Source organism: Oscillospiraceae bacterium, from assembly GCA_025757985.1.
Lineage (GTDB): Bacteria > Bacillota > Clostridia > Oscillospirales > Ruminococcaceae > Gemmiger.
The window spans coordinates 1,520,458-1,538,362 of sequence record CP107210.1 but is presented as its reverse complement, the minus strand read 5'-3'; the positions used below and the strand labels follow the sequence as shown (position 1 = coordinate 1,538,362).

The window sequence follows — 17,905 nt, the reverse complement described above, 5'->3', positions numbered from 1 at the left end:
AACACACAACACGCTGTATGTTCTCTTTCTGTAGTTACGTCACACTTACACCAGCAACCTGCTTTCCAATGGGGCTGCTCCGAAAGATGTACATTGTTACAATCTCATTCAGTTCTTGTAACTCATCTTGCTGCAAATAGTTCTTTGCAATAGAAACATCGGCTTTGACTATCTTCCCGTTTGGGGCATTCTTCCATGAGGTCAACCCCATGTGGTCTTTTGTGTGGTCTGCCCGTTGCACAATGACTTCTGCGGCAGTACTGCCATGAACAGCGTAGTGCATTTTATTCTGAACGGTTGCAAAAAAGTCTTTGGTCGTTTTGCTGTCTACCGAGTAATCTACGGCAGTAGCATAAATGTCCGTAATTTTCTGGTAAAAGCGGCGCTCGCTGGCGCGGATTTCCTGTATTTCGGAAACCAAATGGTCGAAGTAATCTTCATCAAAGATTTGCCCATTAATAAGCCGATCCTTATCCAGAACATATCCCTGCCGGGTAAATGTATCCAGCACTTTGGTTGCCCATTGACGGAATTGCGTGGCACGGGTGGAATTGGTGCGGTAACCAACAGCAATAATGGCGGGCAGGGAGTAGAATTTGTAGTGATAGGTCTTGCCATTATCTGCAACTTGTGCAAATTTTGCACAAGTTGTACTTTCGGATAATTCATTTTCCGCAAAAATATTCCGCAGATGTTTGGCAACAACACTGCGGTCAACATCAAACAGTTGTCCGATGCCTTTTTGCGTCAGCCAGACCTCGTGATCCTGAACGCGAACTTCTATGCCATCTGTCTCTGAATCTTTCGTGAAAACAAGAAAATCTGCTGTGCTGTTACGAACATACCGTTCTTTGCCTGCCATCGCTGCTCTCCTTACATCAGTACAATGTAAGAATAGTATATCATGCTTTTCAATAAGAGCAAAGCCCATTTTCACGATTTTCCATACAAATGGACTTATCTCTCATCACGTTCATTTTCTTGTGTATCATGCTGATGTTCCTCTCCCATACATTTGCCATACAATTCTGGTGTGCATTTGAGAGTAATCGGCTTCGGATATAGCTCAAGGAAAATCAGGGGTGAGTGATATTTTTTCTCATATTTTGCAATTTGACTATCCGTCAAACTTATCAGATCTTCACCACCGTCTCCGCATATCAGAAACGGACCTGCGAAGAAATCCGTTGGACCATATAAGCGGTTCGGTAGTATCACCGCATTGCTTCCGCGCAGAAATGCACAACTACATAAACAAAAAAGCAGAGAGTCATCCGTAAGAGGATAACTCTCTGCTTTCTTGTAAAGCCTTTTCTGCACAAGTTTGGTGTCAATGTGGTGTCAAATCAGCCAAACCGGGTTGATAAAAGGCGTGGAATCAATGCTTTTTAGTCGATGGGCTTCATCGTGGGGACTTGCACGATTCGCTCATTTGATAGTTATATCTTGGTTCATCATTGGGACATTACTGCGATACACCGCAAATTGCAGTTTTATCATATTATGTATTATTCTATCACGCTTTCGGCATTTGGTACACGGTTTGGTACATGAACCGCGTGATAAACCGGGATAGACATCGCATCTAATCAGGATAAATATCTATCGAAAAGAGTTGTTAACTAGTTGAGTGCAATGATGATGTAGCACAAAGGGTGGGCTGTCGACTGATGAACTTTGACAAATCAAATCTCATGCAAAAGCACGTTGACAGATTCTTCCATAATCCTAACTATATCAGCAACTTCTTTCACGATAAAATATGTATATGCTCATTGGATATAAGATCTTCAAAATCTCCATCAAATGTATAAAAATCAATATTGTTTGTTACACAGTACTGATAATAGAGATAATCATTTATGTCTACCAAATGCAAATTGCTGATAATGCTATGGATTGGATAATCCGATAAAGGTTTTAACTGTGATAAGGTTTCCACATCCGATATAACTTGCTCACAAAGGGCCTTTGTGTTCTGAAATTCTGGCATATGTCTAAAGTCTTTTAAATTTCCTGCTCCACGCTGCCCTTCCCTTCGCAATCTATTGAATTCGCGTAATTTGCTTTTTTGGACAGCTTGAATAATTTCAACCAATTGTTCTTCACAAGTTACAATTATTTCACCAGAGGTTTGCAATCTTGCCAGTAATGCACTTGCCGCCTGAACGCGACTTGCATCTGCTGGTGATGAAGGAAGCGCTGTAGCACAAACCTCCAACCATACACATGTATCTAAAAAAGTCATTCTTCGTTCAAATCCTCTCTCTTCAAAAGCGCACCTTCTTTCACAAGGCGGATTTTCTCAATAATAGCGCTGTTGGCATTGCGGATTTGTACTTTTGACATAATATCGTCACCGTAGTTGAGTATCATATCACCGATCACAGGATTTAAGAACGCCGTAATCACAAAGTCTATCCCAGAAAAATCCAAGATGATTGTATTATCAGTAATTCCATTTTCATTTATGCTACAAGAAATTGTATCAAAGCATCTCTTACCGTCCTCATAAGAAATTGCAGATGCTCCATTTGCATAATCTCTTATATAAATTACCATAGCAACCTCCCAATTGATATGATGTGACAACACATGCTATTTTATAGCTGATCCAATGAAATCGCTTCGATACTTTCTCCCGTTGGATCCAAAAACACCATTTTATCAAAATTAAATAGCTTGATTTTAAATGTAACATTTGTTCCACTTAAGTATCCGCGAGACATATCTGTTATTTGGGAACCATCACTCTTTAACATATAGTAAGCATTTCCAGAAAAGATGCACAATTCTCCGTTAACCTTTTGCAAATACTCTATTAGAGTTGGTAGTCCATATCCTCCAGATCCCTCGCGTGTTGTATTTCCCTTTTGAATTGCCCAACTTAACGCTTCCTTTGGATCTATATTCTTTGAGACTCTTTTTCTCAAGAAATAATCATGCACATTTTCAATAATAGTTTTACCATAATCAATAATATTTACACAAAGCGTAAAGGAATTTTCCTCATACAAAACATCGTACATTAAAAACACACGTTCTTGTGCGCTATGGTTATAAGAGTTAGAAACGATCTCACCAATGACTGTTGTAAAATACTCTTTTAGTACATCGGGATTTGCCGAAAGATTGTATGATACCATAAAATTGGATATTTCATGCAACGCCATTTCGACATCTTTATCTGAATCAAAATAGTAGATATTTAAGTTAGGAGACTTAATTAAATCTTCAATTTTTTCGGTAGAAACGAATTTCCCGTGCGTCGGATGAACCGTAGATATAACTCTCTGCGACAAATTCTTATGCCAGAGTATCTTAACATCCTTTACAGATTTTGCCAAATGTCCTATACTACAATAAAGATACGCAAGTACAAGCTTATCATAGTTTGGTGCTTTTTTCGTCCTTGCATGAGATAAGAACCTGCGTACAATCCTTTCGAGTAACCACTGCATCAAACAATCCCACAATATCGTCAAGAAATGTTCGATCAAAAGTGATTTCTAAAGGAATAGAGACATATAACCGATGGTCTTCCGCAAAATAGTTATAGACAAACATCTTTTTTCCTCAGTATACTAAAGCAGTATATACTATTATAGTATACAAAATTCACTTTCAAAATGCAATATTATTTTGTGTGAAATTATTAGATGTGTTAAACTATGCTTAGGAATAGGGACAGAAAGTGCCGGAGCGGTAATCCTGTGAATACCGCTCCGGCATATACATTATTTACATAATCTTGATTTTTCCGTTCAGATTTGCCATTGCCTGCTGCTTCTTTTCCTTGGTGGCTTCGGCGTAAATGTTCATTGTGGTGGTGATGTCTGCGTGGCCCATGATGTCCTGAATGACTTTTAGGTTCGTTTCATTTTCGCAGAATCGGGTACAGAATGTATGGCGTAAATTGTGTACGGAAAAGTGGCGGATCAGCATCGGCTGTCGCCCTTCTGCGCGGGCCTGCTCTGTTTCCTGTTTGTTGTAGCCTTTGTACATCCGCTCGATGACGCGGTTGATGGTATGCGGGTTGCATACGTTTCCAAAGCGGTTTGTTAGGATGAACCCGGAGTAACCATCGATTTCATCGTGGGCATCCCCGACAAGCACCTGCCAGTTTTTAAGTTGAACCAGAGCATCGTAGACCTCATCCATCATGGGAATTTCTCGGATGCCCGCTTCGGTTTTGGGGGTGGTTATGTGGTACTCTACCCGGCCATCGTCTTGCAGACGGTAAATCAGTGTGTGATTGATGTTGATGATGCGCTGCTTAAAATCACAATTGTATTCATTAGCCTATGCGGTCAAGTCATCTTATAAGGCGGTATCTTTGCAAGAAGAAATCCATGACTTCGCAGTTTACCCGCTGGAAGGTATCTGGACAAAAATAAATGGGGATTACCTTGACAAAGCAAAACTGGAATATACCATTATGATTCGACAGCCAGATTTCATCAGCGAAGAAATGGTAAATGAAGCGTTGGGCATGGTCAGAATAAAGAAGCCTAACCCCTTGCTTGAAGAAATTCATTTTGAAACGATGCAGAACGGACTGTGTGTAGAAGTTCTCCATGTTGGTGCTTTTGACGATGAACCCGTATCTTTTGAAAAAATGGATCAATTTTCAGCAGCACATGGTTTGCGGCGTTCAGAGAACTATCACAGAGAAATATATTTAAGCAACGCAAACCGTGTTGAAAAAAGCAAGCTAAAGACGATTTTACGCTATTCAGTTGAACAGATTCCTGCGGGGAGAGTGTAATGCACATTGTCGAGGCTAAAGGAATTTTATCTGCAAAGAATGGAATGAATTTATATCGGGGATGCTCGCACGGTTGTATATACTGCGATTCAAGAAGTAGTGTCTATCACATGGATCACGATTTTGAGGATATAGAAATCAAAGGAAATGCCATTGAATTATTAGAAGCCGCCCTGAAACGAAAACGCTCAAAATGTATGCTTGGAACAGGTTCAATGACAGATCCGTATATTCCTATCGAGCGCAAAATTGGAAATGTGAGAAAAGCACTGGAGCTGGCAGAACGGTATGGTTATGGTTTTTCCCTGATAACAAAGTCAGACTTGATATTGCGTGATTTAGATTTACTAAAATCAATCAATGAAAAAACAAAATGCGTCATACAAATGACGCTGACTACATATGATGAGGGACTATGCAAGAAGATAGAACCAAATGTATGCACAACAAAAGCACGGTTTGAAGTTCTAAAAGAATTGCGTCGCATAGGGATTCCAACCGTTGTGTGGCTCTGTCCTATTTTGCCGTTTATCAATGATACAGAGGAAAATATCAAAGGTATTTTGAACTACTGCTCTGAAGCCGAAGTCTATGGCATCATTTGTTTTGGAATGGGATTAACGCTTCGGGAAGGAAGTCGAGAGTATTTTTTTAGGCAGTTAGACCATCTATTTCCGGGAATGAAAGAAAAGTATTTGCAGACCTATGGTATGCAATATCAAATTGTAAGCAACAAGAATGATGAACTTATGCAGTTATTTCATCATACTTGCGAGAAGAACGGAATTGTGCATGATAACAGGAAAATTTTTGAATACTTGAGCACATTTGAAACGAAATGCGACAACGTTCAGTTGAGTTTATTTGATAAGGATTTCGCAGGCAAGTCGCCCAACGGCATATAAAAAAAACCGTTGTATTGGCGACTGAGTTCTTGCGGGCTCGTCAAAATATAAGTGGCCTAACGGCGGTTTGAAATGAAATCAAGCCGCCGTTTTCCTTTTGAAAAAATGGATTTACGGAGGGTGTGATAAAGTCGCCCTTTTTTAAGGATATGGCGGTGTCCGAGGAGGTATCGCCGTGTCCTTTTTGCCTTTTTGCAGTATCCATGATCTACACCAGTTAAAAAAAGCGTAGCTCCCCCTCCGGGATATTCTAACCACGAAGGTACAATATATCAGTACTATTCAGATAATACATTTTCATGCGCCCGAGCGGCTTCATGCCGCCCGGGCGTTTTTGCGTCTATATGGAGCCTCGGGCCAACTTGGCCCGAAGTCCGGCCCCGGTGCCGCTCTCCGCCGCCTTCCGTTTCGGCTACCTGTCAACACCAATCACCGAAACGGAGGTACACAATGAAGGAAATCAATTTGCGGGAATTTTACCCGTGGTATATGGAAGATGTTATGGTCGAAGTCACGGAAGAAGTTGCAGAAGAACTGCTGGCGGGTCAGAGGTACATCAAGGCCAGCCGCCGTCGTATCTATCGTAATAAGGCGCACTACTCGCTGGATGCCGAGGATGGCATTGAGTATTCTGCCTGCTTCTCTAACCCTTCTCCGCAAGAACTGATCGAGCGCATGGAACGCTTTGAACATATCTGCCATGCGCTGAATAGTCTGCCTGACGCACAGGGCCAGCGGGTGTTTGAGCACTATCTGCTGAACCACTCGGTCAAAGCGATTGCTGCCGCCGAAGGTGTGACGGAAAGGGCCATCAACGCCGCCATCCAGCGTGGCTTGGAGAACATGAAAAAATATTTGGAAAAAGTTCTGTGAGCCTATTCCTTTTCCCATTCTAACTGACACGGTTAATGAGAGGATGAACCTTCCTCACACAACTGAATAGCGGGGAACTCGGAGTGCCTGGCAAGGAGCCAAGCAACAGGTACGCCAAGACTTTTCCATAAGGAAAACGAGCGACAACTACTCATGCCGCAGGTGGGGACAAGCCATCTCCACGGCCACGATCTGCAACGGGCCGCAAGGAATAAGTTGGCAACTTATTCGCTCCGATTTGCCGCACAATCCAGCGGGGACGCTGACGGAAAAAACAGTTGTCTTGTGACAGGCCAAACATATAGCGTCAGCGTCCCCAGCTTTATAAGAAAGAAGGTCTTGACCATGAATGAGGAATGGAGCAACGACGCCTGCCGTGGCTATGTTATCAAAGCCATGGAAAACTGTGGGTTCCATGCAAAGGACATTCATCAGGTGCTCGTTGAGCTTTATGAAGTCTTTGACTTCTGCGCTGTTGAGGAGGCGGCGCACTACTACGAAAATTGGCAATACTGACCTCGGGCCAAGTTGGCCCGAGGTGTGGAGAAGAACGAAAGGACAGCACTCTTTGCCGGGTGCTGTCCTTTCGCTTTTCCCCACTGGGACAATGCGGGAAATGCTGGCAGTCAACCAACTACGCAAAGGAGGCTTCAATGGTACAATCCGTTACTTATCAGAGTGAAACCAAAACCGTCCATTTTCAGGGGAAAAGCATTGTGCTGGAAAGTCTTACGCCGGTACTCTCTCCGAAGGAAAAGGAAAAGCGAAAAAAGGAGATTGAACGCTGTCTTTATGAGGTGTTCAGCAAGTACAGAAGGGCCAGCGATACCCCGGCCTGACCATCGACAACATTGTCCTTCGGGGCTATCAATGGTATAATATACTTGTAGGTTGGTAGCTCCATTCCACAGGAAAGGAGCCCAACATGAATATCAGAGAAGATGTAATTTATGCAAGACAATCCGTAGACCGCAAGGACAGTATCAGCATTGAGAGCCAGATTGATTTCTGCAAGTATGAGTTGAAAGGCGGCAGTTGCCGGGTTTTCAAAGACAAGGGTTATTCCGGCAAGAATACCGACAGGCCCGAGTTTCAAAAGCTCCTTGGTGAGATACGCAAGGGCAAGGTTCGCCGGGTAGTTGTCTACAAACTGGACAGAATAAGCCGCTCCATTTTGGACTTTGCGAATATGATGGAGCTATTTCAGGAATACGATGTGGAGTTTGTTTCTTCCACAGAGAAGTTCGATACCTCGACCCCCATGGGCCGGGCCATGCTGAATATCTGTATCGTATTCGCCCAGCTTGAACGTGAAACAATTCAGAAGCGTGTCACAGACGCTTATTACTCCCGGTGCCTGAAAGGCTTTCACATGAGCGGTCAAGCTCCCTATGGCTTCGACTTGGAGCCGACGGTGGTTGAAAATATCCGCACAAAGATGATGGTAGCCGACCCCATAGCCGCAAGCCATGTACGCCTGATGTTTGAAATGTACGCCGAGCCCGAGACTTCCTTTGGAGATATTACCCGGTATTTTGAGGAACGGGGTATCAAAGTATATGGGAAGTCATTGACCCGTTCCTACTTATCCCAGCTTTTACGCAACCCCGTCTATGCACAGGCTGACTTGGAAATGTACGAGTTTTTCAAAAGTCAGGGTACGGTGGTAGTCAATGACGCCGCCGACTTCGCCGGGACAAATGGCTGCTACCTCTATCAAGGCCGGGATGTGAAGGAAGACAAGGACAAGAGCCTGAAAGACCAGATCCTTGTGATTGCGCCCCATGAAGGCTTTGTATCTGCTGATGTTTGGCTGAGGTGTCGTAAGAAGTTGATGACAAACACCACCTTCCAGAATGGCCGCAAGGCCCGTAACACTTGGCTGGCCGGGAAAATCAAATGCGGGAAATGCGGGTATGCACTCAAAACGACCCACAATCCCTCTGGTTATGAATATCTCCGCTGTTCCAAGCGGGCCGACCACAAGGGCTGTCCGGGGTGCGGCACTCTCCGCAAGACGGAGTTTGAACAGTTCATTTTTACCGCCATGGGAGAAAAGTTCCGGGAGTTCAAGCTACTGCGGGGCGGCGAGGAAAAGGCAAACCCGAAAATCACCGCCTATCAGGTGGAGCTTGCACAGGTAGAGGCCGAGATTGAAAAACTGCTTGATACGCTGACCGGGGCCAACGCCACCTTGCTGGCCTACGCCAACAAGAAAATCGAGGATTTGGACAACCGCCGCAAAACGCTGTCCAAGGCGATAGCTGACTTGTCCGTTGAAACGCTGTCCTCCCAGCAGATTGAATTGCTGGCCGGGTATCTGGACGATTGGGAGAATATCAGCTTTGAGGACAAACGAAAAGCCGCTGACGGCCTGATTTCTTCAATCAGCGCAACCAGCGACTATGTAAAGATAGAGTGGAAAATCTGACACTCTTTCCACTCTATCAAACCACTTGTTTCTTTATACTGCTTGTAGCCCCTTGTACACCGTTGCTTCTTATGATTGATGATCAAAAATAGGCTAGTAATCAGAAGTAAGGCCAATGAAAATATAAACGTCTTATATCGCTCCCCTCTAAAACGCTATCATACCCGGTATCGTAACACGCAGCATCTGATAAGTCAATCTTTTTTATGGAATTTATTTAGAAATTTGTTGAGAAATGGCTCAAAACTGGAAATGTCTACAAAACTTGGGAGTAGAAATTAGGAACAGCACGTGCTATCCTAATTTTAAACCACAGCAATATGGTGATCACTGGATATGCTGTATTAAAAAAACTAAAACAAGGAGAGACAAAATGAGTAAGAAAATCTTAGCACTGATTCTGAGTATCGTCATGATACTCGCCTGTCTAAGCGGTTGTAGCAGAACACAGCCATCCGACACAACCGAGCAGCCTTCGAACAGCGACCCTCAGCAGACCACAAAGACTACTACGGAGCCATCCACCTCTTCCGGAGATCCCACTGTCATTACCATATGGGACGGCAATGCCCACCAGAAGGCGTTTTTAACGGAGAAGGTTGCAGCGTGGAATGAGTCCATCGGCAAAAAACTGAATGTTCAGATTGAATATGTTTTTCAAGACGGTATGAGCGATAAGCTGACGGTCGCTTACGAAACCGGAACTGAGCCGGATATTTTTTATGAGCTGAATTACAATGCAAGAGTGCAGCGCAATGAAGTGTGCGCTATGGAAGATATTCCGGGAACAGAAGCAATCATTGAAAAGTACGGCCATTATGGAATTCCCACGCAGACCATCATCGGCGGCAAGACCTATTCCGTTTACAGTACAACTACCACCTACGGTATGGTCTACAACAGGGATATGTTCCGTGCGGCTGGTTTGGTAGACGAGAATGGTGAGCCCACTCCTCCCGAAACCTGGGATGAGTACGTGGAATACTGCCGGACCCTGACCAATCCTGCCAAGAAGGAATACGGTATCATCATTGACGGTAAAGACTCTTGGTGGTATGGCAACTACATCGGCTATGAAGCTTCTACCACCGATGGATTTAACAACTCTTGGAATATGCACGTGATGCAAAGGATTTTGCAGAGAGAATCGGTGCCAGAAAGGCTGTTCCTATTCACTGGGGAATGTTTGACGAAATAGACCCTAAGATATTCAAATTTGAAGGATCTGTAATCCCCCACATATATAAAGAGATAACCGATGTATAAGCAATCATATTGATGGGCAAATGCTTGTGGGCTACTGCACGAAGATGGGGCGCAGTTTCGACCCGGTTTTGATTTTTTTCTCTGTCAGCGTACAAAACAACGACCAGCTGAATTCCGTGGTATCGTTGAACAGCGGTATTGATTTTTATATTAAGAGCCGTGATAACGGGAAGATTTTGCTTTCGCTACAAGACTCACCAGCGTCAACAAGCACCACAGGCGTATATACAAGCGATAGCGGCACATTTCCACTGACCTATGAGATTCGTGTCACTTCCGATTCACTGCGTGACAGCCTTACCGCTTTTTACTCAACAATGCAGTTTCTGTGGTTTACAACGATTCCGTTTTTGCTGATTCTAACCTTGCTGGCCATCTTCCTTGCCTACAAACCGGTGCGATTGCTTGTCAAGGAAATGGAACCCACTGAGGAATCCGGCGGCAGCGAGTTTGATATTATCCGCAACTCCATCAGCGAGAAAAACACGAAAATCAGTGAACAGGCAGACCAAATGGAAAGTCTGCTTGTTGACCACCTTGTAGATGGCGGCCACAATTCCAAGCATCATTTGGCCGAACTGGGCATCAGCACCGAGCAAACGCCTTACTATTGTGTATATCTGATTGAGGGCAGCACTTTCCTTGCCGGAGAGATGAAGCAACTTTCCAAAGCCGCACAGAAATTCTTTGGGTTGCAAATGTTTATCACCGAGACGGAGGACGATACCCGCCGTATTGCTGTTGCTTTTTTGAAAGAGGAAAATAGCGAAGCGGTGCGCCTGTGGGCTTTGCAATGGTTGCGCGAGCAATACGCTGCCGAGTATACCATTAAAGCCGGAAAAGTCGTCACCGATCTGGATGAAATTCGTGCCAGCTTTATTTCCTGCTATCGGCAAAATGATGGACTTGCCGATATGAACCAGGTCCAAAAAGATTTGAAGTCTTTGGAGCAAAAAGAGGAACGTCGCAAAAAGCAGCAGGAGGACATCCTCAATTATTTGGAAAAACACTATGCCGACCCGGATTTGAGCCGACTCCAAGTTGCAGAAGCCTTTGAGATGTCCACCAGCACCCTGAGCCGCCTGTTCAAAAACCAAATCGGCGTTGGCTTTTCTGAGTACGTCAATGAAAAGCGCATTGAACGTGCCAAGGATTTGCTGCTGACAACCTCTGCCTCAACCCGCGAAATCGCAGAACAAGTCGGTTTACCCAATTACAACTATTTCCTACGTCTATTCAAAAGTACAGTTGGCGTATCTCCAACCGTATTTCGCCAAAATACAAAAAAGGCCGGGGAAATTTGTGAAACATCCGATAAAGGAGAACTTGTATGAAACCCTGCTATATTACGCACACTCATCCGCAAGCCTTAGCAGAAAATTGCATTATCGGTCCGCATTACCGTATCACGCTGCTTACAGATAAGCTTGTCCGCTTTGAGTACAATGCCCAGAACAAGTTTGAGGACCGCCCTACGCAAATCGTTATGAACCGCGATTTTCCGGCAGTTTCTTATACCGTAGAACACACGGCAGACGGTCTCGTTGTGCGCACTGATCGTCTGCGCATTGTCTATGACGAAAAGCCGTTTTCTCCCAATGGATTGTCCGTAGCGCTTGTCGGCTACGAGAACGCTCACACCGGCAACTGGTACTATGGTGATACTGTCCACGACTTGAAAGGCACCGTACGCACGCTGGATGCGGTGGATGGTGATAATGTTGAACTGGGCCACGGCTTGATCTCAACGGAGGGTTATGCGGTGCTGGATGACAGCACAAGCCTTGTCCTGCAGGATGATGGCTGGGTGGAATCCCGCAGCGGCGGAGAAGATTTCTATTTCTTTGGCTATGGCCGGGATTATTTGGAAGCCATTCAAGACTTTTATCATTTGTCCGGTCATGCTCCCATGCTGCCGCGCTATGCGCTGGGTAACTGGTGGAGCCGCTTTTATCCTTACACCGAAGAAACCTATCTCAGCTTGATGGAGCGTTTTCACAACGAAAACCTGCCCTTCTCTGTGGCGGTTATCGATATGGACTGGCATATTGTCGACATTGACCCTAAATATGGCAATGGTTGGACAGGCTTTACATGGAACAAGAAGCTTTTTCCGAAACCGGAACGTTTTCTTTCCGAGCTGCATCGGCGCGGCATGAAAGTTACCTTAAATGTCCACCCCGCAGACGGCATCCGCGCCTATGAAGATGCCTACACCAAAATTGCCGAAGATATGGGTGTTGATCTCGAAAGTGGCCATGCTGTAGAATTTGACCCTGCCGACCCTAAATTCCTGCAAAACTATTACGCCGATGTTCTTCGCCCTCTTGAGGATGAGGGGGTTGACTTCTGGTGGGTCGATTGGCAGCAGGGGACGCACACCCGCATTGCTGGGTTAGACCCGCTATGGATGCTGAACCACTACGGATTTTTGGATAACGGCCAAGGCGGCAAGCGCCCCATGGCGTTTTCCCGTTATGGCGGCCCCGGCAGTCATCGGTATCCCGTCGGTTTTTCCGGCGATACAATCGTCACATGGGATTCACTGCGTTTCCAGCCGTATTTTACAGCTACTTCCAGCAATATCGGGTATTGCTGGTGGAGCCACGACATCGGCGGCCATATGCTGGGCATAAAAGACGATGAAATGATGGCTCGTTGGACACAGTACGGTATTTTTTCTCCGATTATGCGTCTGCATAGCGTGTATAGCGAATTCTGCGGCAAAGAGCCCTGGCGCTATAAAAAGGAAACAGAGAAAGTAGTGGGCGATGCCCTGCGTTTCCGCCACAAAATGCTGCCGTACCTCTATACCATGAACCACCGCTGCTATGCCGAGGGGATTCCCCTTGTACTGCCTCTGTACTATATTGAGCAGAATCGAGCCGAAAGCTATGAGCATCCCAATGAATATTACTTTGGCAGCGATTTGCTGGTTCTGCCGGTAACCTCCCCGCGCTTGTCGGGATTGAATGTTGCTAAAGAAAAACTCTATCTGCCCGATGGCGTTTGGTACGACATCTTCACAAAGCGTGTATATCGCGGAAACCGTGAATTGGATATCTATCGCCCGCTGGATAAGATTCCTGTGTTTGCCAAGGCTGGTACGATTTTGCCGTTGACCGATGAAATTGACCCCGCCACGATTTCACAGAATCCGAAGCAGCTTCATGTTTGCGTATATTTGGGCGCGGATGGCACGTTCACACTGTACGAGGACGACAACGAAACGACTGCTTACGAGACACAGCCCGGTGTGCGCACAACTATGCAGCTCTGCGGTGAAAGCTTTACCATTCATGCTGCACAGGGTCAGACCGAACTTTTGCCCTCTGTACGCCAGTACACTTTGGAATTTAACGGCTGCGCTGATTTAAGTGATAAGGTCACTGTGCGTGTCGATGGCAAAGCCATCCCCTTTACTGCGTCCTATGAACCTGTCGGCCATGTATTCACGGTTACAGTTTCGGACATTCCCGTGACGGAAAATCTGCTGGTGAGCCTTGGCAGCGATGCCGTCTGCATTAGCAACGATGTGCAAAGCGAAATTTTCGCTTTCTTGGATCAGGCTGAAATTCAATTTATCTGGAAAGATCAGATTTTCAATCTCGTCAAGAATACACCCGACAAACTTTTGCTGCTCAGCAAGCTGTCCACACTGGAACTGCCCGCTGACCTTTACCGTGCATTGGTCGAGCTTATCACAGCCTATTAAGGGGAGATTCCATGCAAGTCAAAACTTTTTCACTAAAAGACGGGGCAACTTTGACTGCCTATCTGCATATCCCAGTGAATAAATGACCTTTACGTTCTGCACAGCCCGTCCAGCAGTGATTGTTTGCCCCGGTGGCGCTTATACGTCCTTGTCTGACCGAGAAGCTGACCCCCCGGCGCTTGAATTTTTGAATATGGGGTTCCAATCATTCATTCTGCGGTATCATGTTGGAGCAGAGGCACGGCACAAGCAGCCCCTACTAAAGGATCTGGCATAAGCAGTACTGTACCTTCGCGCTCACGCTGGAGCGCTACATATTGATGTAAACAAAATTGCGGTTCTCGGTTTTTCTGCCGGAGCGCATTTGGCCGCTTCCCTCGGCGTTCATTGGAATGACCCAGTCATCACGGCAGCTTGTGATGTAACGGAGTCGAGCCTACTCCGCCCTAATGCAATGATTTTGGGGTATCCCGTTATCACTGCCTACCAGTTTGCACATCAAGGCAGTATCGAAACCGTAAGCGCAGATTGTAGTGAGCCCTTAGACTATTGGAGTCTGGAGCGTTGTGTTACGCCACAAACACCGCCGACCTTTTTATGGCACACCATGAATGACCCCTGCGTACCTATGGAAAACAGCTTACTCTTTGCACAGGCGCTACACGCTACAAATGTTCCGGCTGAATGCCACATCTTCCCAGGCGGACCACATGGCATGACGACCTGTACCCAAGAGGTTGATACCCCTTCCGTTCATACCCGCCAATGGCTGATTTTGTGTGAAATGTGGTTGAAAGAGCTTTTCGGGCACTAACCTTTCATTTTGTGTTTACTATTTCCAACGGATTGACGCGAACGCCGTTCTGCATCACTTCAAAATGAAGATGGAAACCCGTGCTGTCGCCGGTGCTGCCTACATACCCAATAACCTGCCCTGCCGTTACCGCTTCACCTGCGGTAACGGCAGTTTGCGTCATGTGGGCGTACCGCGTTGAAAGACCTGCGCCGTTATCCAGCAGAACCTGATTGCCGTAGCTGTCGTTCCAGCCGGAGATAACGACCGTGCCGCTGTGGGCGGCGAGAATCGACGTACCCTCCGGCGCAGGAATATCCGTGCCGCGACGGCCGGGGTTGCCGTAAGCATCAGATTCACCGGAGTTGCAGGAAATATAGGTGTGGCCGGGCAGCGGCCAGACTAACTCGCCGTCCTCGATAATGCCGATATGCACAAGCTGGCAATGGCTGAAATTGAAAGACTCGGCAGAGATGCGTCGATTCCGTATTATTATGTAGGGGATTGGACGCACACGAACGATTACGGTGCTTACCGTGCAGCTGGATACGCAGCATGGGAACTTAAGCGAATGGGCAATATCTTTGCAGTGTATAAGCCTCTTGCCGATGCGGTGAATGCTGCGCAGGACAAGTGGCTGCCCATTCCCGCCCTGCTGCTGGAAAAGCCGGCACGGTTGCAGCATATTCCCGACCCCCATGCCGCAGATAACGGCGAGGCTGCCCAAGATCACCAAGCCGAAAAAGACGGCGGCGATTCACCGGCAAGACCGCTGGATGCAGTGAAAAATGCGAAAGAAAATCAGTAAGGAGGCATACCAAATGAAAGCAAAAACCAACCGTATATTGGCGTTTCGGCAGAAAGCTATGCATCTAATTCCGCCGTTGAATCGGAAGGGTACAGCGAAATCAAAGAAGCTGCCGGTAACGCGGAAATGAAAGCCTTAGGCGAAAGTATCCGCGCAGGGTCGGTAGCTACCGTAAAAACACCACAGCCGAAGCAACTACAGGAACCGTGTACTATATTTCCAATGATGGTGACGACGCAAACAGCGGTACATCGGCTGACGCGCCTTGGCAGAGCATTCAAAAAGTTAATGTATGTGAGCAATGCCAGAAAGAGGGGAGAGACTGAAATTGCAACGCCGGAAATGGCAACCGAATTTTAATCGCATTTCCTTTCGGTAAAGAGGTGCAGGCGGGAGATTATCCTGCCCACGCTTCTTTGCCTATTCAAAGAAAGTCATTGCATCCGTGCGGCTTCCGTCGATGCGCACTTCCAGATGCAGATGATTGCCCGTGACCCGCCCGGTGTGACCCACATAGCCGATGACCTCTCCCGACTGCACCTGCAGACCGGTGGTGACACAAATGCGGGAGCAGTGGGCGTACAGTGTTTCCAGCCCGCCGCCGTGGTCGATTTGAATGTAATAACCGTAGCTGCCGCCCCAACTGTCAAGACCGTTGGCAACGGTGACGATGCCATCTGCAGCGGCGAGGATCGGCGTACCCTCGGCGCAGGCAATGTCGGTGCCGGTGTGGGAGCTGACTTCGCCGGTAATGGGATCCACTCGGTGACCAAATTGAGAAGTAATCGTACCCGCCACTGGCAGCGGCCATTGCAGGGTGCCTGTCGGGATGCGGGTGCTGTCCGGGTTCATAAGTTTTCCCCCGCCCTGCTCAAAGCCGCCGAGCAATTCTGCCCACAGTTCCTCATACTGCGGGTCTTGTAAAAGTTGCAGATAGGTGTTCTGACGGGTGGTGAAATGATAATCTGCCGCCATCTCATCGGGTGTTTTGTGGGTCAGCTCAATAACAAGGACGGTTTCAGTTATCTCTGTGGTGGTCGGGTTTCCGTCCTCATCGGTGGTTTCTATTGTGGTAGTCTCCGGGTGGGTGGAACAATCCACCGCATTCATCGCCCACATAGTTTCCCGCAGTTTATCTACCTGCTCCTCTGTCAGTGCCGCAACGGGTGCGCCTTGTTCATTTCCTGAAACATACGAAGAAAAGACCGCCAGGACATCTTGCCAACGAATGTAGTACACGTCATCGTTGGCTGTAATGTCTTGGCGGCCATGCTGTACGGTGTCGGAGATTTCTTCCAGCCTGTCGCGGTATTCTGCGGTCAGTGTTTCTACTGCCTGTTGCACGGTAATTGTGTCGGTGTTGGGCGCATTGGCGGCAAAAAAGATGCCATAGGCCGAGCCGGACACAAAGGCCACAAGGCTGATGACAATAATAATGCTGAGTGCCACGCTAATCCCTGCAGCAATGGCCGCGACAAGACTGTGCAGGCCGACAAGAAAATGCCGTATTGCCGAGCGCACCGCCACAGCCGTCTTGCGGGTGCTGCTGGCGGCTTTCTGGATAGCAAGCTGCACTTGACGGGTACGGGTCTGCATTTGTGCTTGGGTTGTTATGCTCCACACAGTTTCATTTGCGGCGGTTCGCAGTTGGCGCTGACTTTGGGTCACACCGCGAATATCGCGCGGCACGGTCTTGGCGGTGACGGCTTTTTCTTTTGCTCGCTGGCGGGGCAAATCCGCCCCACGGCGCGAGCGCTGCTCTGCATCGGTCAGCGTGTCGTGCCCAGCCTGTTTCGGGCTGACACCGCGCTCACTGGCGGTGTGGGCGCGGGTGGTTTCGGTTTGTTCTGCGGCATGGCGTTCTCGGTACTTTTCTATCTGCTTGCGGGCAAACTTGCGGCCCTGCTGTACGGTGAAATCGGTGTTTTGTTTGATAGCCGAATAGGATGTATCGGTTACCACCGTGCTGGTATCTTGCGCAGTGGTATAATCACCGTCTCCCTGCGTAGAAGTGCTTTCTCGCAGCATGGTTCGGCTTTTCTCCTTGGCCTCCGCCCACGCCTTTTTCAGCGCAGCTTTCGGGATTTCCCCGGTTGCATTGCTTCTCGGCATATGCGCGGTTGGCTTTTCTTTAATATCTTTCATGGCATCACCCCACGTCATAAATTATTCAAATTGAATTTCAAAATCGTTCAAACAGCTTTTAAATTCTACACACAAGTCGCCGCTATAATAAGTCTCGTAATCAAAACAAACGCGGGAAGCATCCCGCACACCACTGCGCCTTAGACCATGCCAGAGCAATCGCTCGGTCAAGGCCAGACAACAAATTGGGCTAAAGGGCCA

At 47.0% G+C, this 17,905-nt stretch carries 17 protein-coding genes and 2 pseudogenes; 11 read left to right on the top strand and 8 right to left on the bottom strand.

Translation table 11 applies throughout. From position 1 onward, the window contains the following. Positions 1 to 85 precede the first annotated feature (85 nt). From OGM67_07670 to OGM67_07645, 6 genes and pseudogenes are all read right to left on the bottom strand, one after another. Positions 86 to 862, bottom strand: a pseudogene (locus OGM67_07670) (virulence RhuM family protein). Positions 863 to 957: 95 nt separating this feature from the next. Continuing rightward, positions 958 to 1,320 (bottom strand): DUF3846 domain-containing protein, encoded by a 363-nt coding sequence (locus OGM67_07665; GenBank protein ID UYJ33478.1) that lies wholly within the window; start codon positions 1,318 to 1,320, stop codon positions 958 to 960. A gap of 430 nt (positions 1,321 to 1,750) precedes the next feature. After that, positions 1,751 to 2,248 (bottom strand): hypothetical protein, encoded by a 498-nt coding sequence (locus OGM67_07660; protein UYJ36168.1) that lies wholly within the window; start codon positions 2,246 to 2,248, stop codon positions 1,751 to 1,753. Next, the gene (locus OGM67_07655; protein ID UYJ36167.1) at positions 2,245 to 2,562 is read right to left on the bottom strand and encodes an STAS-like domain-containing protein; all 318 of its coding nucleotides are present in this window, start codon (positions 2,560 to 2,562) and stop codon (positions 2,245 to 2,247) included. The genes OGM67_07660 and OGM67_07655 overlap by 4 nt, the downstream gene beginning before the upstream one ends. Before the next feature lie 41 nt (positions 2,563 to 2,603). Beyond that, positions 2,604 to 3,347 (bottom strand): hypothetical protein, encoded by a 744-nt coding sequence (locus OGM67_07650; protein ID UYJ36166.1) that lies wholly within the window; start codon positions 3,345 to 3,347, stop codon positions 2,604 to 2,606. 394 nt (positions 3,348 to 3,741) lie between these two features. Then, positions 3,742 to 4,236 carry a tyrosine-type recombinase/integrase gene (locus OGM67_07645; protein UYJ36207.1) on the bottom strand — a complete coding sequence of 165 codons (495 nt, stop codon included), beginning with the start codon at positions 4,234 to 4,236 and terminating at the stop codon, positions 3,742 to 3,744. 100 nt (positions 4,237 to 4,336) lie between these two features. Between OGM67_07645 and OGM67_07640 the strand changes: the two genes are divergently transcribed. The 9 genes from OGM67_07640 to OGM67_07600 all read left to right on the top strand — a co-directional run bounded on the left by OGM67_07640 (position 4,337) and on the right by OGM67_07600 (position 13,958). Beyond that, positions 4,337 to 4,768 (top strand): GyrI-like domain-containing protein, encoded by a 432-nt coding sequence (locus OGM67_07640; GenBank protein UYJ36165.1) that lies wholly within the window; start codon positions 4,337 to 4,339, stop codon positions 4,766 to 4,768. Further along, complete coding sequence (locus OGM67_07635) at positions 4,768 to 5,673, top strand: radical SAM protein (GenBank protein UYJ36164.1); 906 nt, start codon at positions 4,768 to 4,770, stop codon at positions 5,671 to 5,673. The genes OGM67_07640 and OGM67_07635 overlap by 1 nt, the downstream gene beginning before the upstream one ends. A 450-nt stretch (positions 5,674 to 6,123) precedes the next feature. After that, positions 6,124 to 6,546 carry a sigma-70 family RNA polymerase sigma factor gene (locus tag OGM67_07630; protein UYJ36163.1) on the top strand — a complete coding sequence of 141 codons (423 nt, stop codon included), beginning with the start codon at positions 6,124 to 6,126 and terminating at the stop codon, positions 6,544 to 6,546. A gap of 345 nt (positions 6,547 to 6,891) precedes the next feature. After that, a complete protein-coding gene (locus OGM67_07625) occupies positions 6,892 to 7,062 on the top strand; it encodes a hypothetical protein (protein UYJ36162.1) in 171 nt (56 codons plus the stop codon). Positions 7,063 to 7,199: 137 nt separating this feature from the next. Then, positions 7,200 to 7,385 carry a hypothetical protein gene (locus OGM67_07620; GenBank protein ID UYJ36161.1) on the top strand — a complete coding sequence of 62 codons (186 nt, stop codon included), beginning with the start codon at positions 7,200 to 7,202 and terminating at the stop codon, positions 7,383 to 7,385. An 86-nt stretch (positions 7,386 to 7,471) separates the two neighbouring features. Beyond that, complete coding sequence (locus OGM67_07615; protein UYJ36160.1) at positions 7,472 to 8,977, top strand: recombinase family protein; 1,506 nt, start codon at positions 7,472 to 7,474, stop codon at positions 8,975 to 8,977. Positions 8,978 to 9,350: 373 nt separating this feature from the next. Beyond that, a complete protein-coding gene (locus OGM67_07610; protein ID UYJ36159.1) occupies positions 9,351 to 10,175 on the top strand; it encodes an extracellular solute-binding protein in 825 nt (274 codons plus the stop codon). An 88-nt stretch (positions 10,176 to 10,263) separates the two neighbouring features. Continuing rightward, positions 10,264 to 11,577, top strand: coding sequence for an AraC family transcriptional regulator (locus tag OGM67_07605; protein ID UYJ36158.1), 1,314 nt, complete (start codon positions 10,264 to 10,266; stop codon positions 11,575 to 11,577). Continuing rightward, on the top strand, positions 11,574 to 13,958 hold the full coding sequence (locus OGM67_07600; protein ID UYJ36157.1) for a glycoside hydrolase family 31 protein: 2,385 nt from the start codon (positions 11,574 to 11,576) through the stop codon (positions 13,956 to 13,958). Before OGM67_07605 ends, OGM67_07600 begins: the two co-directional genes overlap by 4 nt. A gap of 839 nt (positions 13,959 to 14,797) precedes the next feature. On the opposite strand, the pseudogene OGM67_07595 reads toward OGM67_07600, so the two are convergent. Next, positions 14,798 to 15,187, bottom strand: a pseudogene (locus OGM67_07595) (M23 family metallopeptidase). Between the two features lie 9 nt (positions 15,188 to 15,196). Here OGM67_07595 and OGM67_07590 point away from each other — a divergent pair. Both OGM67_07590 and OGM67_07585 read left to right on the top strand, forming a co-directional pair. Then, complete coding sequence (locus OGM67_07590; GenBank protein UYJ36156.1) at positions 15,197 to 15,559, top strand: hypothetical protein; 363 nt, start codon at positions 15,197 to 15,199, stop codon at positions 15,557 to 15,559. 126 nt (positions 15,560 to 15,685) lie between these two features. Continuing rightward, positions 15,686 to 15,919, top strand: coding sequence for a hypothetical protein (locus OGM67_07585; GenBank protein ID UYJ36155.1), 234 nt, complete (start codon positions 15,686 to 15,688; stop codon positions 15,917 to 15,919). A gap of 60 nt (positions 15,920 to 15,979) precedes the next feature. On the opposite strand, the gene OGM67_07580 is transcribed toward OGM67_07585, so the two are convergent. Next, complete coding sequence (locus tag OGM67_07580; protein UYJ36154.1) at positions 15,980 to 17,704, bottom strand: M23 family metallopeptidase; 1,725 nt, start codon at positions 17,702 to 17,704, stop codon at positions 15,980 to 15,982. Between the last annotated feature and the right edge of the window lie 201 nt (positions 17,705 to 17,905).

Bases quoted from the DNA above. Each gene is read 5' to 3' on its own strand.
- OGM67_07660 (UYJ36168.1), bottom strand. From the start codon at position 2,248: ATGACTTTTTTAGATACATGTGTATGGTTGGAGGTTTGTGCTACAGCG.
- OGM67_07655 (UYJ36167.1), bottom strand. From the start codon at position 2,562: ATGGTAATTTATATAAGAGATTATGCAAATGGAGCATCTGCAATTTCT.
- OGM67_07635 (UYJ36164.1), top strand. From the start codon at position 4,768: ATGCACATTGTCGAGGCTAAAGGAATTTTATCTGCAAAGAATGGAATG.
- OGM67_07630 (UYJ36163.1), top strand. From the start codon at position 6,124: ATGAAGGAAATCAATTTGCGGGAATTTTACCCGTGGTATATGGAAGAT.
- OGM67_07625 (UYJ36162.1), top strand. From the start codon at position 6,892: ATGAATGAGGAATGGAGCAACGACGCCTGCCGTGGCTATGTTATCAAA.
- OGM67_07620 (UYJ36161.1), top strand. From the start codon at position 7,200: ATGGTACAATCCGTTACTTATCAGAGTGAAACCAAAACCGTCCATTTT.
- OGM67_07615 (UYJ36160.1), top strand. From the start codon at position 7,472: ATGAATATCAGAGAAGATGTAATTTATGCAAGACAATCCGTAGACCGC.
- OGM67_07610 (UYJ36159.1), top strand. From the start codon at position 9,351: ATGAGTAAGAAAATCTTAGCACTGATTCTGAGTATCGTCATGATACTC.
- OGM67_07605 (UYJ36158.1), top strand. From the start codon at position 10,264: ATGCTTGTGGGCTACTGCACGAAGATGGGGCGCAGTTTCGACCCGGTT.
- OGM67_07600 (UYJ36157.1), top strand. From the start codon at position 11,574: ATGAAACCCTGCTATATTACGCACACTCATCCGCAAGCCTTAGCAGAA.
- OGM67_07590 (UYJ36156.1), top strand. From the start codon at position 15,197: ATGGCTGAAATTGAAAGACTCGGCAGAGATGCGTCGATTCCGTATTAT.
- OGM67_07585 (UYJ36155.1), top strand. From the start codon at position 15,686: ATGAAAGCCTTAGGCGAAAGTATCCGCGCAGGGTCGGTAGCTACCGTA.
- OGM67_07580 (UYJ36154.1), bottom strand. From the start codon at position 17,704: ATGAAAGATATTAAAGAAAAGCCAACCGCGCATATGCCGAGAAGCAAT.